Source organism: Azospirillum sp. TSH20, assembly GCF_003115935.1.
Classification (GTDB): Bacteria; Pseudomonadota; Alphaproteobacteria; order Azospirillales; family Azospirillaceae; genus Azospirillum.
On record NZ_LGQU01000110.1, the window covers coordinates 107900 to 122897 of the forward strand.

At 67.3% G+C, this 14998-nt stretch carries 9 protein-coding genes and 1 rRNA gene; 5 read left to right on the forward strand and 5 right to left on the reverse strand.

Annotated features, from left to right (window positions below; all coding sequences use genetic code 11):
* Nucleotides 1–70: 70 nt before the first annotated feature.
* Nucleotides 71–1759, forward strand: a complete 1689-nt coding sequence (locus TSH20_RS27150; protein ID WP_247871490.1) for an AMP-binding protein — start codon at nt 71–73, stop codon at nt 1757–1759.
* A gap of 164 nt (nt 1760–1923) precedes the next feature.
* Here TSH20_RS27150 and TSH20_RS27155 read toward each other — a convergent pair whose 3' ends face one another.
* The gene (locus tag TSH20_RS27155) at nt 1924–2829 is read right to left on the reverse strand and encodes a LysR family transcriptional regulator (RefSeq protein WP_109156808.1); all 906 of its coding nucleotides are present in this window, start codon (nt 2827–2829) and stop codon (nt 1924–1926) included.
* A gap of 107 nt (nt 2830–2936) precedes the next feature.
* On the opposite strand from TSH20_RS27155, the gene TSH20_RS27160 reads away from it, so the two are divergent.
* The 4 genes from TSH20_RS27160 (at nt 2937) to TSH20_RS27175 (ending at nt 10663) form a co-directional block, all read left to right on the forward strand.
* On the forward strand, nt 2937–4508 hold the full coding sequence (locus TSH20_RS27160) for a proton-conducting transporter membrane subunit (RefSeq protein ID WP_109156807.1): 1572 nt from the start codon (nt 2937–2939) through the stop codon (nt 4506–4508).
* Nucleotides 4509–4557: 49 nt separating this feature from the next.
* A complete protein-coding gene (locus TSH20_RS27165) occupies nt 4558–7050 on the forward strand; it encodes a DUF2309 domain-containing protein (protein WP_247871489.1) in 2493 nt (830 codons plus the stop codon).
* 496 nt (nt 7051–7546) lie between these two features.
* Nucleotides 7547–8521, forward strand: a complete 975-nt coding sequence (locus tag TSH20_RS27170) for a TRAP transporter substrate-binding protein (protein WP_109156805.1) — start codon at nt 7547–7549, stop codon at nt 8519–8521.
* 129 nt (nt 8522–8650) lie between these two features.
* The gene (locus TSH20_RS27175; RefSeq protein WP_109156804.1) at nt 8651–10663 is read left to right on the forward strand and encodes a methyl-accepting chemotaxis protein; all 2013 of its coding nucleotides are present in this window, start codon (nt 8651–8653) and stop codon (nt 10661–10663) included.
* A gap of 144 nt (nt 10664–10807) precedes the next feature.
* On the opposite strand, the gene TSH20_RS27180 is transcribed toward TSH20_RS27175, so the two are convergent.
* The 4 genes from TSH20_RS27180 to rrf all read right to left on the reverse strand — a co-directional run.
* Entirely contained in the window at nt 10808–11302 is a 495-nt protein-coding gene (locus tag TSH20_RS27180) for a cupin domain-containing protein (protein ID WP_109156803.1), read from the reverse strand.
* Nucleotides 11303–11357: 55 nt separating this feature from the next.
* On the reverse strand, nt 11358–12602 hold the full coding sequence (locus tag TSH20_RS27185) for an MFS transporter (RefSeq protein ID WP_109156802.1): 1245 nt from the start codon (nt 12600–12602) through the stop codon (nt 11358–11360).
* An 18-nt stretch (nt 12603–12620) separates the two neighbouring features.
* Nucleotides 12621–14558, reverse strand: a complete 1938-nt coding sequence (gene menD / locus TSH20_RS27190; protein ID WP_109156801.1) for a 2-succinyl-5-enolpyruvyl-6-hydroxy-3-cyclohexene-1-carboxylic-acid synthase — start codon at nt 14556–14558, stop codon at nt 12621–12623.
* Nucleotides 14559–14913: 355 nt separating this feature from the next.
* Nucleotides 14914–14998 (reverse strand): 5S ribosomal RNA (rrf, locus tag TSH20_RS27195); the annotation flags it as partial.

Below are 14998 nucleotides of genomic sequence, written 5' to 3' on the forward strand. Positions count from 1 at the left end.
CAGCACCCCAACTGCTGCGCTCAAGAACGAATTCCGGAGGAGCGCAACCTTGCATACCGACACCCAGCCGCTGACCCAGAGCTATGTTCACGGGGCGAGCCGCACCCCGCTGTTGGGCGAGACCATCGGCGCCCATCTCGACCGCATGGCGTCGCTGTCCCCCGACCGGCCGGCTCTCATCGTCCGCCACCAGAATGTCCGTTGGACCTATGCGGAGTTCAAACGCCGGGTCGATCAGGTGGCGGCGGGGCTGGTCGGGCTGGGGCTGAAGCCGGGCGAGCGCATCGGCATCTGGTCGCAGAACAACGCCGAATGGGTGGTGACCCAGTTCGCCACCGCAAAGGCCGGCCTGATCCTGGTCAACATCAACCCGGCCTACCGCCTGCACGAGCTGGAATACGCCATCAACAAGGTCGGCTGCGCCGCCCTGATCCTGGCGCCGTCCTTCAAGTCCAGCGACTATCTCGGCATGATGGCCAAGCTGGCGCCGGAACTGGAGCAGGCCACATCCGACCGGCCGCTGTCGCTGCAACGTCTGCCGACCCTGCGCCACCTGATCCGGATGGGGACGGAGAAGACGCCGGGCATGCTGAACTTCGACGATCTGCCGGCGCTGGCCCGTCCGGCCGACGTGGCGGAGCTGGGGCGGCTGACCGGCATCCTGCAGTTCGACGATCCCGTGAACATCCAGTTCACCAGCGGCACCACCGGCAGCCCGAAGGGCGCCACGCTGACCCACCACAACATCCTGAACAACGGCTTCTCCGTCGGCGAGGCGATGCGCCTGACCGAACAGGACAAGCTGTGCATCCCGGTGCCCTTCTATCATTGCTTCGGCATGGTTCTGGGCAACCTAGCCTGCGTCACCCACCGCGCCTGCATGGTGATCCCGGGCGAAGGCTTCGACCCCGTCGCCGTGCTGACCGCGGTGCAGGAGGAACGCTGCACCGGCCTGCATGGCGTGCCGACCATGTTCATCGCCCTGCTCGACCACCCCGACTTCGCCAAATACGACCTGTCGAGCCTGCGCACCGGCATCATGGCCGGCTCGCCCTGCCCGATCGAGGTGATGAAGCGCGTGGTCTCCGAGATGAACCAGCGCGAGATCACCATCGCCTACGGCATGACCGAGACCAGCCCGGTCAGCTTCCAAAGCTCCACCGACGATCCGCTGGAACGGCGCGTCTCCACCGTCGGGCGCATCCAGCCGCATCTGGAGGTGAAGATCGTCGATGCCGAGGGCCGCATCGTCCCGCCGGGAACGCCGGGCGAGCTGCTGACCCGCGGCTATTCGGTGATGCGCGGCTATTGGGGCGACGCGGAGCAGACGGCGCGGGCGATCGACGAGGCCGGCTGGATGCACACCGGCGATCTCGCCACCATCGACGCGGAGGGCTACTGCAACATTGTGGGCCGGCTGAAGGACATGGTGATCCGCGGCGGCGAGAACATCTATCCGCGCGAGGTGGAGGAATTCCTCTACACCCACCCCGACATCGCCGACGTGCAGGTGTTCGGCGTGCCCGACCAGCAGTACGGCGAACAGCTCTGCGCCTGGATCCGGCCGAAGCCGGGGGTGGCGCTGACCGAACAGCAGGTGATCGCCTTCTGCCAGGGCGCCATCGCCCACTACAAGATCCCGAAATACATCCGCTTCGTCGAAGACTTCCCGATGACGGTGACCGGCAAGATCCAGAAATTCGTCATGCGCCAGACCATGATCGAGGAGCTGAACCTCTCCCAGGACCGCACCGCGTAACGGCGGTGCTCCGAGCTGCTGCTTGTACAGATCTTCACCGCCTGGGAAAATCTCCCTCTCCCCCCCGGGGAGAGGGTCGGGGTGAGGGGGATGCATAGGATGGATTTGGTAGGGAGCGGAGAGTACGCAACGCTTGAAAATCTTCGCCGCGCACCCCCCTCACCCTAACCCTCTCCCCGGGGGGGAGAGGGGATTGCTTCCACGGCGCTGAGCAGCGCGCGCAGCAGCGCATTGGGAAAGCGCCGCCGCACCGTCACCGCATAGAAGGTCTCGGTGATGCCCGGCAGCACGTCGGCGGCGTGCAGCCGGCCGGACGCCAACTCGTCCTTCACCACGATGGGCGGCAGCACGGCCAGCCCGACATCCTCGCGGGCGAGCAGGCGCATCATCGCCATGTCGTCCACCTCGGCGGCGATCTGCGGACGGATGCCGATGCGGTCGGCCAGCGCGTCGAAAGCGATCCGCACGTTGCTGTCGGAGGTCGGCAGGATCACCGGGTGCCCGGTCAGCAGCTCCGCGATGGTGCCGCCGCCGGCAACCCGGTGCGGCGTTCCCACCAGATTGACCGGCTGTTCCGCCAGCCGGTGGGCGACGAAGGGCGATGCCGCGTCGCCGGCCGGCGCCCGGTTCATCAGCACCACGTCCAGGTTCAGCGCCTCCAGCGCCTCCAGCAGCTCGGCCTGACTGCCCGAGCGCAGGATGACGTCGACATCCTCCTGCCCCAGGATCGGGCGCAGGAAACCGATCTGGAAATTGCGCGACAGCGTCGCCTGCGCGCCCACCCGCAGGGCCCGCCGGGCCCGGCCGCTTTCCTTCAGCGTCCCCACCAGCTCCTCGCCGAGCGCGAAGATCGAATCGGCGTGGTCGAGCGCGATCCGCCCGGCCTCGGTCAGGCGGAGCTGCCGGCCCTCGCGCTCGAACAGCGCATGGCCCAGCCGCTCCTCCAACTTGCGGATCTGCACCGACAGCGCCGACTGGGTCAGGTTCAGCCGCGCCGCGGTGCGCGTCAGGTTGCCGTCATGGGCGACGGCCTGGAAATAGAAGAGGTGGTGGTAGTTCAGCTCGCGCATCGTTCGATTTTACCGAACGATATCCCGAGAACAATGAATTTTTTTCGAAGCGGTGGCGCTGCTAAATCGGAGGGACAGGCTCCTCACGCTGTTCCGGAGAGACCGCTTTGTCCATTCACCTCCTGCCGCTCCTCAGCCCCATAGCCCTCCTGCTGGCCGCAATAGCCGGGTTCCGCAATCCTGGCCGACGTCCAGGCTCCGTCCCGCGACTGGCGGAGGCCGCGGCGCTGGCAGCCTTCATCGTCGCCCTGCTGTCGGCCGTCCTGCTCGCCGTTGCCGGTCCGGGCACCAGCCCGCTGCTCGGCGCCGGGGGCGTCGGCCTGTCGGTGCGGCTCGACGCGGTGAGTGCGACGATGCTGCTCCTGGTCTCCTTCGTCGGCTGGATCGTCGTCCGCTACACCGCCACCTATCTGGATGGCGAGGACCGGCAGGGCGCCTTCACCGGCTGGCTGTGCGCCACACTGGCCTCGGTCCTGCTGCTGGTGCAGGCCGGCAACCTCACCCATTTCGTCCTGGCCTGGATCGCCACCAGCCTGTTCCTGCACCGGCTCCTGCTGTTCTACCCGAACCGGCCCACCGCCCGGCGGGCGGCGCGCAAGAAGGCGATCACCGCGCGGGTCGGCGACGCCGCCCTGATCGGCGCTGCGGTCCTGCTCGCCGCCGGCTACGGTACCTCCGACATCGCCACCATCGCCGAGATGGCCCGCGCCGGCCAGGGTGGGGCGGTGACGGTCTGGGCCGCCGGCCTGATCGCACTGGCCGCCCTGCTGAAATCGGCGCAGTTTCCCACCCATGGCTGGGTGACCGAGGTGATGGAGACGCCGACGCCGGTGTCGGCCCTGCTGCATGCCGGCGTCATCAACGGCGGTGGCTTCCTGCTGATCCGCTTCGCCGACCTGATGCTGCTGGCGCCCGGCGTGCTGTCGGTGCTGGTGATCGTCGGCGGCTTCACCGCCCTGTTCGGCGGTCTGGTGATGCTGACCCAGCCGTCGGTCAAGACCTCGCTCGCCTGGTCCACCGTGGCGCAGATGGGTTTCATGGTCCTGCAATGCGGGCTCGCGCTGTTCCCGCTCGCCCTGCTGCACATCGTGGCGCACTCGTTTTACAAGGCGCACGCCTTCCTGGCCGCCGGCGGGGCGGTGGAGGGGGTGGCGGCGATCCGGCGTCCCGGTCCCGTGGCGGTCCCCAACGGTGCCGCCGTCGGCCGCGCCTTCCTCGCCGCGCTGGCGATCTACGCCGCCTTCTACGTCCTGTTCGGCGCGCTGTTCGGCTTTGCCGCCAAGCCGCCGCAGGCGGTGGCGCTGGGCGCCATCCTGATCTTCGGCGTCGCCTATCTGCTGGCGCAGGGGCTGGCCGGTACCGCCCCGGCCTTCCTGACCCGGCGCACCGCGCTCTACGCCGTCGCCGCCTCCACCGCCTATTTCGCGCTGCAGAGCGTCGCCGAATGGGCGCTGACCGGCCCGCTGCCGCACACGCCGGCCCCCGGCCCGCTGGAATGGGCGCTGATGGTTCTGGTGGTGGTCAGCTTCGGCCTTGTCGCCGTCGCCCAGTCGATGTTCCCGCTGTGGGCCTATCATCCGGCCGCCGCCGGGCTGCGGGTCCACCTGTCCAACGGCCTCTACGCCAACGCCGTCTTCGATCGGCTGCTCGGCGGCTGGTCCGTGCGCAAGATTTCCTGATCCCGGAAGGACGATCCTCATGACCGCCCAGTCATCCGCCCAGTCGACCATGCAGCCGGCCGCCCAGCCCATCGACGCCGCCGCGGCCCGCAGCCCCGCCCTTTCCGCCGTCGCCAACGCCGCCGTGCGCGCGATCCCGCCGGTCTGGCCACTCGCCTCCAGCGTCGCCGTCAACCCCTTCCTGGGACAGAGCGGCGAGAGCCTCGCCCAGACAGCCGCCCGGCTCGGCCGGGTCGCCGGCATCGCCGTGACCATGCCGCGCTCCTGGTATCTGGAGCGGATCGCGTCCGGCGCCATCACCGACGACGACCTCGCCGGTGCGCTGTCGGCCTCCCCGCACGCCCAGCGCCCGGCCTCGCCGGCCGCCCTCAAGGCCGCCGCCGCAACCGCCGCCCCGCCGCCGAAGGCGCTGCCGACCGTCGCCGAGCTTGCGGCCGAAGCCTCCGGCACCGACTGGCCGGGTCTGATCGGCGAGCGGTTCGGCGGCTGGGCCGCCGGCTATTTCGACGTGGGCCAAGCGCTGTGGGCGGCACCGCGGGGCAAGTCCGCCTATGCAGCCTGGCGCGCCGTCGCCACCCACGACCTGACGCCGGAGATCCTCGGCCTCACCGGCTTCGCAACGCAGGTTGCCGAAGGTCCGGAAACCGCCGGACAGGCGCTTGCCGCCGCCGTCGCCCGGCTCGGCATTCCCATCGCCGCCTGCGAGACCTACTTCCACCAGCTTCTCGCCAGCCTCGGCGGCTGGGCGCAGTTCGCCCGCCACCGGCTGTGGCAGGCCGAACTCGCCGGCGGCCATGACACGACGCTGACCGATTTCCTGGCGATCCGGCTGGTCTGGGAACAGGCGCTCCACGACCGCTACGAACAGCAGATCGCCGAGCGCTGGCGCGCCGTCTGCGCCGCCCATGCCGAGCCGGTGGCGCCCACGGCGGACCAGATTGTCGACGCCATCCTGCAGGACGCCGCCGACCGCGCCGCCCAGCGGACGCTGGCCGGGACATTCGCGCAAGAGCGGGCGGCCGATCCCTCCCCCGGCCGCCCCACCCTCCAGGCCGCCTTCTGCATCGACGTGCGGTCGGAGCTGTTCCGGCGCGCCCTGGAATCGACCGGCCCAGGCATCGAGACCATCGGCTTCGCCGGCTTCTTCGGCCTCGCCCTGTCGCACCGGCGCCATGCGTCGGACGTGGACGAGGCGCGCTGCCCGGTGCTGCTGACCCCCGCCGCCACTTCGCGGACCACCGACTGCCGCCATAACCACGAACACGGGCATAACCATGGACACGAGCACCTGTTCGACGATGCCAAGGCCCGGCTGACCGCAAGGGCGAAGCGGGCCTGGGGCCGGTTCAAGCTCGCCGCCGTCTCGTCCTTCGCCTTCGTCGAAGCGATGGGGCCGGTCTATGCCGGCAAGCTGCTGCGCGACTCCTTTTCGTTCGGCGACGCCAAGGCGCCCCACGACCCGGTGCCGCGCCTCGACCCCGCGCTGCCGGTGGACCAGCGCGCCGGCATGGCGGCGACCATCCTGCGGGCGATGTCGCTGACCGACGGCTTCGCCCGGATCGTCCTGTTCGCCGGCCATGGCGCCACCACCGTCAACAACCCGCACGCCAGCGCCCTGCAATGCGGCGCCTGCGGCGGCTATTCAGGAGAGGCGAACGCCCGCCTGCTCGCCGGCCTGCTCAACGATCCGGAGGTGCGGACCGTGTTGGGCGGCCAGGGCATCGTCATCCCGGACGACACGCTGTTCGTCGGCGCGCTGCATGACACCACCACCGACGCAGTGACGCTCTACGACACCGACCATCCCTCGGCACCACACGCCGCCGACCTGCAGCGGGTGCGCGGCTGGCTGGCCGCCGCCGGGGCCATCGCCAGGGGCGAGCGGGCACTGCGCCTGCCGCGGGCCAATGGTGCCGACGACGTCGCCGGGCGCAGCCGCGACTGGGCGGAGGTCCGGCCGGAATGGGGCCTTGCCGGCTGCAGCGCCTTCATCGCCGCACCGCGCGGTCGCACGGCCGGCCGCGACCTGCGGGGCCGCAGCTTCCTGCACAGCTACGACTGGCGGCAGGACGACGGCTTCCGGGTGCTGGAACTGATCCTGACCGCGCCGGTGGTGGTGGCGAGCTGGATCAGCCTGCAATATTACGGCTCCACCGTCGCACCGACCATGTTCGGCGCCGGCAACAAGCTGCTGCACAACGTCACCGGCGGCATCGGCGTGGTTGAGGGCAACGGCGGGCTCCTGCGCGTCGGCCTGCCCTGGCAGTCGGTCCATGACGGCGAGCGTTACATGCACGAGCCGCTGCGGCTTTCGGTGGTGGTGGAGGCGCCGCAGGAGGCGATTGACGGGGTGCTGTCCCGCCATCCCGACCTGCGCGCGCTGTTCGACAACGGCTGGCTCCACCTGTTCCGCCTGGACGAACAGGGCCGCATGGCGAGCCGCTATCTCCGCTCCCTGCAATGGACCGACCTCGACGCCTCCCCGATGCAGGAGGAGCCCCGGCCGGAGCACCACAAGCAGTTGTTGCGGGCGGCCGGCTGAGCCGGCACATCCCCGTGGCTATCCGACCGCGTGCTTGCGCTGCGTCGCGAAGGGGCTGAGGCCGTCCGCTGCCATGGGGCGGCCGACATGCCGCATTGCCTCCGGCCGGCCCCGCAGGGTCAGCATGGATGCGGAGCCCACAGTGGAATTGTGGGCCGGACGCCCCCCTTTTGGGTTTCACATCCCCCGTTCCGTTCGGAACCTCCTCCACCGCCGCGGACGCATGCAGCATCTTTGAAGACAGGCGAGCTTTCAAATACTCCGATATACCGCGCATATCGGAGTATTTATGCGACTTTTGGACGCATACTCCAGAATGCAGGGCCGATCCTGCGGTAATGAATTATTCATCGCTCTCGCGTAAAGGGTTTCAATACGATGGATTGCTAAAATAGGTTTGACCTGAAAGCATCAGCTTTCTACTTTTACAACCGCCAAACGGTATAGACGCTGCAGTTCTAGTGCAGGTTCAGCGGTTCACGCACGGAGGTTCGTTATGAGAGCATTTTGGGGTTTGGTGATCGGCGCGGCCCTGCTGATGGCAACGGCCGGCGCGCAGGCGCAGGAAAAGCTTCGGATCGGCCATGTGCTGCCGAAGGGTTCGCAGTTCAGCGAAGCCATTCGGGTGATGAACGAGGAAATCCAGCGCCGTACGAACAACAAGTATGTGATCGAGGAACATCCGGCCAGCGAACTGGGCTCCGGCCCGGCCATGCTGGAGGCCGTGAAGCTCGGCACCATCGACATGGTGCTGTCGTCGTCGGGCGGCGCGCTGGCGCAGTTCAATCCGAATGTCGGCATCCTCGACCTGATGCTGCTGTTCCGTGACGAGGCGCACGCCGATCTGGTCCTGGACGGCCCCATCGGCAAGTCCCTGCTCGACTCCTTCAAGGACACCAACACGGTGGCGCTGGCCTGGGCCGAGAATGGCTTCCGCCAGCTCACCAATTCGGTCCGCCCGATCAAGGCCCCGGCCGATATGAAGGGCCTGAAGATGCGCATCGCCGAAAGCGATCTCTTCAAGAAGGCCTTCCTGACGCTGGGGGCCGAACCCTTCAGCATGCCCTTCGCACAGCTCTATCCCGCTTTGAAGAGCGGTCAGGCCGAAGGCCAGGAAAACCCGGTCACGACGATCGTCGGCTCGAAGCTGTACGAGGTGCAGAACAACATCACGATCAGCAACCACACCTATTCGCCGGCCGTCATCCTGATCAACAAGGAATTCTTCGACGACCTGTCGCCCGAGATGAAGACCGCCTTCGTCGAAGCGGCCCGCGCCGGCGGCAAGGCGTCGCGTGAATATGTGCGCAATCGCGACCGCGAGGGGATGAAGGTCCTCAAGGCGTCGCCGATCACCATCACCACCGACTTCGATCGTGCGGCCTTCGAAAAGGCCCTTGAGCCGTTCTATCAGGAAGCGGCCAAGCAGTTCACGATGGAAAAGATCATGGCGATCAAGAACGCCAAGTAACCGTTCAAGTTCGTCGACACCAGCGGGGAGACCGGCGGGTCCGGACATTCCGCCCCTCGGTCCCTCCCCGCCCTCCTGACGCGATCCCGCGCCGCCGTCCAAGCGACGTTTTTCACAACGGGTGTCCGCATGTTTCGTTTGGCCTCGCACATGAAGATCTCGCAGAAAATCTACGCAGGCTTCATGGCCTCGATCGCCCTGATCGTGTTCCTGGGCGTTCAGTTTGTGAACAACGTCGACACCATCCGCGGCGAGCTGGAGGGGGTCATCGCCGTCGGTCACGACGCCATGAGCACGGCTCGCCTGGTCGAGATCAGCGAGCACATGGACCGCGCGGTCCTGAACTACATCGCCTCGCAATCCGAGACCGACCTCCTCAGTGCGCGCAAGGAGGTGGATGTCTTCGTGAAGGCGATCGCCGAAACCGACACCGGCACGGACCTGACGGTCGACCGCGCGAGCATCGGCGCCCTGCAGAAGGCCGCAGCCAGCTACCGCGCCGCCTTCGACGAGACCGTCGCCGCCGTCACCCGCCGCCGCGACGGGGTGGGCCAGTCCTTCCTGGTCGGCGCCCAGTTGAACACCACCGCCGTGGCCCTGGTGGAAGGCACGCAGAACATCGGCGAGGCGCCGGGGCTTCAAGCCACGCTGCGCCTGCAACAGGCGCTGCAGGCCACCCGCATGGCCGCCGCCCGCTATTTCACCACCTTCGATCCGAACGATGCCGACGCCACCAAGGGCGAGCTGACGCGCCTGCGCGAATCGATCCAGGAAGCCAAGACCGTCATCACCAACAAGCGCCTGCTGCGCTTCCTCGCGTCCATGGAGCCGCAGCTCGTCACCTTCACCAAGGGGTTGGAGGACGCGATCGGCGGCAGCCAGACGCTGATCGGATCGCAGGCCCGGATCCGCGACATCCTGTCCGAACTGCAGCAGATCGTCCGCAGCATCGTCACCGCCTTTTCCGACACGCAGACGCAGACACAGGCGCGGGCCGCCGACGCGCTCGACGCCAGCTGGCGCCAGGCCGTCATCACGCCCGTCATCGCGGTGCTCGCCGGCATCGTCTTCGCGCTGCTGATCGCCAGATCGATCGTTGGCCCGATCCGCCGCATGACGACGGCCATGAGCGTTCTGGCCAAGGGCGACACCTCGATCGAAATCCCGGCCCTCGAAAACCGGGACGAGGTGGGCGACATGGCCCGCGCGGTCCAGGTCTTCAAGGAAAACGCCATCCACATGGAGCGGCTGCGCAACGCCCAGGAGGAGCAGCGGCTGCGCAACGAGGCGGAGAAGCGCGAGGCCATGAACAGTCTGGCCGAAAACTTCGAAAGCACGGTCATGGACGTGGTCCAGCACGTCATCCGCGAGGCCGAGGTGGTGGAGACCAACGCCCGCCTGTTCGCCAGCGTTGCGGAACAGACGGTCGAACTGGCCACCCAGGGTGCTTCCGCCACCGAAGAGGCGAGCATCAACGTCAAGATGGTGTCGGAAGCGGTGGAGGAGCTGTCCCATTCCGTCGCCGCCATCAGCGGTCAGGCCTCCCAGTCCACCGAGATCGCCCGCGACGCCGTCAACGAGGCGCGCAAGACCAACGAAGTCGTCTCGGCGCTGGCCGAAGCGGCCGGCCGCATCGGCGACGTCGTCCACATGATCGAGAACATCGCGAAGCAGACCAACCTGCTGGCGTTGAACGCGACGATCGAGGCCGCCCGCGCCGGCGAGTTCGGCAAGGGCTTCGCCGTGGTCGCCAACGAGGTGAAGGCGCTCGCCAACCAGACCACCGTCGCGACCGGCGAGATCAGCGTCCAGATCAACGCCATCCAGTCGACCAGCTTCAGCGCGGTAAACGCGATCAAGCGGATCGGCGAAACCATCGACCGCATGGACAGCATCGCCATGAGCATCTCGGGGGCGGTGCAGCAGCAGTTCCAGGCGACGACGGAAATCAGCGACAATCTCCGTCAGGCGGCGCTGGGCACCACGGAGGTCGCCAGCTCCATCACCCATGTGCTGCACAAGGCGACCGACGCCGGCAGTTCCGCCGAGATGCTGCTGGAAAGCTCGGGCACGCTGAGTCACCAGACCTCGCTGCTGAAGGAGGAGGTCAACTCCTTCACCGACCGCATCCGGGTCGCCTGATCCGCCCCACCGCCTGCCGGTTATTCGACCGGCTCCCCCCGAACAACAAGGCGCCGGAGCTGGGACATCCCACTCCGGCGCCTTCTCTTTTGCCGCAGCCGACCGCGATCCCGGCAGGTCGGGGACCGCGGACGGCCGAAGGCGTCAATGAGGCGGCTTGATCGACAGTGGTGCCCCGACCTCACCGGGATAGACGGCGAGCAGGCGGACCGGCTCCTTTCCCTCGTTGACGCCATGGTGGAATTCCGCCGACTCCACGAAGGCATCACCCTTCTTGTAGACATAGGCGGCGCCGGTCACCTCCCGGATGGTCAGCTCGCCGGCCAGGATGTAGGTGATCAACGGGATCGGGTGGTTGTGGACGCCGGTGTCGACGCCCGGCGGTATCTCCGTGACCCGCACCGTGACCAGCGGCTTGCCGGTCGGGTAGACGATCGGGACCCCGTTGGCATGAGTCGAGGTCTGCAGCAGGACCGTGGACCGCGCCGCCGGCGGCTTGGCCGCCCCATTGGCTGAGTTGTCGGCCAGGGCCGGCGATCCCGCCAGCAGACCCGCAGCGAGCAGGGTGACGCCCGCAAGCAGGCGGCGGCGCGTGACGGCTTCGGCGATGCTCCGCCGATGTTTCGCGAATTGGATCATGGCGATCTTCTCATCCGTGGGGGGAAGGGTGAAAGGGCGCTCCCGGTTTGGAACGTCAGACCGGCTCCGCGGCGCGGCGATTCTGCTCGCGCATCGCCAGGGAAATGAGCGCACCAGTTGCGAGTGCGGCAAGAACCAGGGCCACGCATCCGGGCCACCCGGCGGTTTTCCACAAAAGGCCGGGCACGATGGCGCCAAGGCTGCCGCCAAGATAGAAGCAGCAAACATAGAGCCCGGCAGCGGCCCCTTTGTTCGTCGTCGCCACCCGGCCGACATAGCCGAGCGCCAGCGACTGGCACAGGAACACGCCGCCCAGGAAGATTCCGGTTCCGGCGACCACCGCCGTCAGATCGGGCAGCAGGAGCAGCAACTGCCCGACTGCACAGACGCCGAAGGCGACACGATAGGCGTTGCCGGTTCCCAGCAGACGCAACAGCCGGCTGTTGACCAGCGGGGCGGTCGCACTGAGCGGATAGACCAGGAAGACGAGGCCGATTCCGGCCGCCGTCAGTTCGAAAGGCGGCTCCGCCAGATGGAATCCCAGATAGGACAGGCATCCGGTCATCGAAAACAGGACGGTGCCGCCGCACAGGCTCACCGCGCGAATCCGGCCATCCCGAAGATGCTCCCGCATGCCGCGGAAATTGCCCAGGATCGACCCGGTCCCGCGGCCGCGGTCCGGCGTCAGCCAGAGCGCGACGAAGACCGCGCAGAGTGCCGAAACCGCGGCCAGGGCGGCGAACCCGCTCTGCCAGCCGGCGATGTCGGCGACCAGTCCGGAGACGAACCGCCCGGCGAAGCCGCCGATGGCCGATCCGGTGACGAACATGCCGGTCACCGACGCGCCGCGGGTGCCTTCCCAGCGGGTGCCGATATAGGCGACGGCACCGGTGAACAGGGCCGGCAGCACGATACCCTGGCTGAAACGGACGGCCAACAGCTCACTCAGGCTGCCGCAAAGCGTCAGCAGAAGCGTCAGCGGGACCAGGATGGCGATGGCCGCCAGCATCGAGCGCTTGCGCCCGAGCCGGTCGGTCAACGGCCCGGCCAGCGGCGCCGACAGCGCGACGGCCAGCGTCGTCGCCCCGATCACCGCCCCGGTTTCCGCCGGGCTGGCCTGGAAACTGCGGGCCAACTGCGGCAGGACCGACTGGGGGGCATAGAGCGGCAGGAACGCCGCGAAGCCCAGAAGGAAGATCGCCGCCCGCTCCCGCGGCAGGATTGGCAGCGGGGAGGAGGACGCCGTCCTGGGCTTGTCGTCCTCCGCCTCGCGCGCCGTCTCGGTTCGATGGCCGTCCATGGGGTCGATGCCGCGCCGTCAGTCGGTGATGTTCGGATCGAACTCGACCGCGGACTTGTCGGAATCGGTGATCTGCGGAACGCCGAAGGTGATGGTCATGCCCTCCGGTCCGCGCAGCCGGATGATGGCGTTGATGCCGTCGGCGGCGCCCCAGAACAGCTTGTGCTGGCGCACGCTCTCCTTGCGGTCGATGACCGCCTCGATCAGGCAGGGGCCGCGGGCCGCCATCGCCTCCTCCAGCGCACCGTTGAACTGCGCGAGATCGCCGGCCCGCCATGTCCGCCACCCGGAGGCCTGCGCCGCGAGCCCGATGTTCAGCGTTGGCGGCGAGATGAAGTCCATGACTTCCGGCGTCTTTGCGGTCGGCAGATATTCGAAGATGGCGCCGCCGCCGTTGTTCAGAACGACCAGCACGACGTCCAGGTCGCCGGCAAGCTGCAGGCTGCCGACATCGTGCGAAAAGGCCATGTCGCCGATGACCGACAGGGTCTTCTTCGGGCGCTGCGCCGCCGCGACGCCGATCAGCGTGCCGATGGAGCCGTCGATGCCGTTCACGCCGCGGTTGGCGAACAGACGCAGCCGGGCATCGGTCCGGCCGGAGAAGCTGTCGGCGTCGCGCACGGCCATGGAATTGCCGCAGAAGAACACGGCTCCTTCGGGCGTCGCCTGAACCATCCGCCGCAGGATGGGCGCCTCCCAGAAAATCGTGTCGAAGGCGCTGCGCGACAGGCCGTCGATGTAGGCGTCGCAGGCGGCGAAGGATTGCGCCCAGGACGCCGGAGCGGCACGCAGAGCGCCCGACGCCACCAGCGCCTTGCACAGCGATTCGGGGCTGGCGCGCACGATCTCGGTCATGCGCAGGATCGGGTCCTGCCATTTGTTGGTCGGATCGACGCCGATATACTCGGTGCAGTTGGTGGTCTGCAGATAGGTCAGCACCGGCTTCGAAATCGGCGGTCCGCCGAAATTGATCACCCAATCCGGCTTGTGGGTTTCGGTGAATCGCGTCGCCCTCAGGAAAGAATCGGCGCGCGCGATCACCGGAACGTCGCTTGGCGCACCGAAACGCAGGTTGCTGAAAGGATCGGCGATGATCGGAGCGCCGAGCTGGCGCGACAGCTCGTAGATGGCGGCGGGAAAACCCGGCTCATCGATCTCGCTGGCGCCGCAGACGATCACGCCGCGGCGTCCGGCCAGGGACTCGGCCAACCGCCGGGCGTGGTCCGCATTGACCGTCAGGACGGGGTTGGAGACCACCGGCGGCGTGGGAACGGGGCGTTTGTTGCGGAGCTTTGCCACCAGCGGGTCGCGGAACGCCTGATTCACATGCACCGGGCCAGGGGTGGCGCCCGTCGCCTGCTCATAGATGCGGGAAACCAGCGGAGAGAGCGAATCGATGCTGGCATCGGGAAGCTGGATGTTGTGGGACGCCCGCACATGCTGGCCGAAGGCGCGGATCTGGTCGATCGCCTGTGCGGAACTCCGATCCTGGTTCTCCGGGGCACGGTCGGCGGTGATGACGATCAGCGGAATCATTCCGTAATTCGCCTCCATCACGGCGGGATAGAACTGTCCCACCGCGGAGCCCGACGTGCAGATCAGGATGGTCGGCTTCTGTGTCACGCTCGACAGGCCAAGCGCGAAGAAGCCAGCCGACCGCTCGTCGATGACGACCGACACCTTCAGCTTGGGATTGGCGCGGCAGGCGAGCGCCAGCGGCGCCATCTGCGCGCCGGGACACATCACCGCATGCGTGCAGCCGACCTCCACCAGGGAATCGATCAGGAAAGCGGACCAAGTGAAGTTCAGCTCGGCATCGCCGGATACGATTCCGCGGAAGGTCGTGTTGTCGACTTCCACCGGAGCGGCAGCCGACGGTGCCGACGTGCTCCCTTGCGTCACCCCCAACGGGGCATTGGTGGCAATATGATCAGCCAGTTCTACTTCTTTGCTCACCTAAGCCCCCATCATAAACGCAGGAGAACGTCATAAGAATTATGCACCACATGATAAGCGAATATCGATCGCCAGTGCAATTTCAATGAGAGATTCGTATAATATGACAATTTTCAACAACATTGTTTTGGTTTGCAGATAATTGCCGGGTGTTATCACCGGCACGTGCAATCAGGACGATCCTCTCGATGGCGCTGGAACGAAGAGGATGCAGTGATGCGACGGCCAATGCCGGGAACCCCGGATCAAGCCGGAAAAAGCCGAAACGCCCCGGCTCGTGTGAACCGGGGCGTTTCGAAGTGGTGTGAAGATGCAAGCTTATGCTTCGTGATTGAGCGTCTCTTGAGGCTTGGTGACCTGGCGGCGACCTACTCTCCCACGTCTTAAGACGCAGTACCATTGGCGCGGAGGCTTTTCACGGCCGAGTTCGGGATGGGATC

What these genes read in the sequence shown, in the direction of transcription:
- TSH20_RS27155 (WP_109156808.1), bottom strand. Translation starts at nt 2,829, where the DNA reads ATGCGCGAGCTGAACTACCACCACCTCTTCTATTTCCAGGCCGTCGCC.
- TSH20_RS27165 (WP_247871489.1), top strand. Translation starts at nt 4,558, where the DNA reads ATGCAGCCGGCCGCCCAGCCCATCGACGCCGCCGCGGCCCGCAGCCCC.
- TSH20_RS27170 (WP_109156805.1), top strand. Translation starts at nt 7,547, where the DNA reads ATGAGAGCATTTTGGGGTTTGGTGATCGGCGCGGCCCTGCTGATGGCA.
- TSH20_RS27175 (WP_109156804.1), top strand. Translation starts at nt 8,651, where the DNA reads ATGTTTCGTTTGGCCTCGCACATGAAGATCTCGCAGAAAATCTACGCA.
- TSH20_RS27180 (WP_109156803.1), bottom strand. Translation starts at nt 11,302, where the DNA reads ATGATCCAATTCGCGAAACATCGGCGGAGCATCGCCGAAGCCGTCACG.
- TSH20_RS27185 (WP_109156802.1), bottom strand. Translation starts at nt 12,602, where the DNA reads ATGGACGGCCATCGAACCGAGACGGCGCGCGAGGCGGAGGACGACAAG.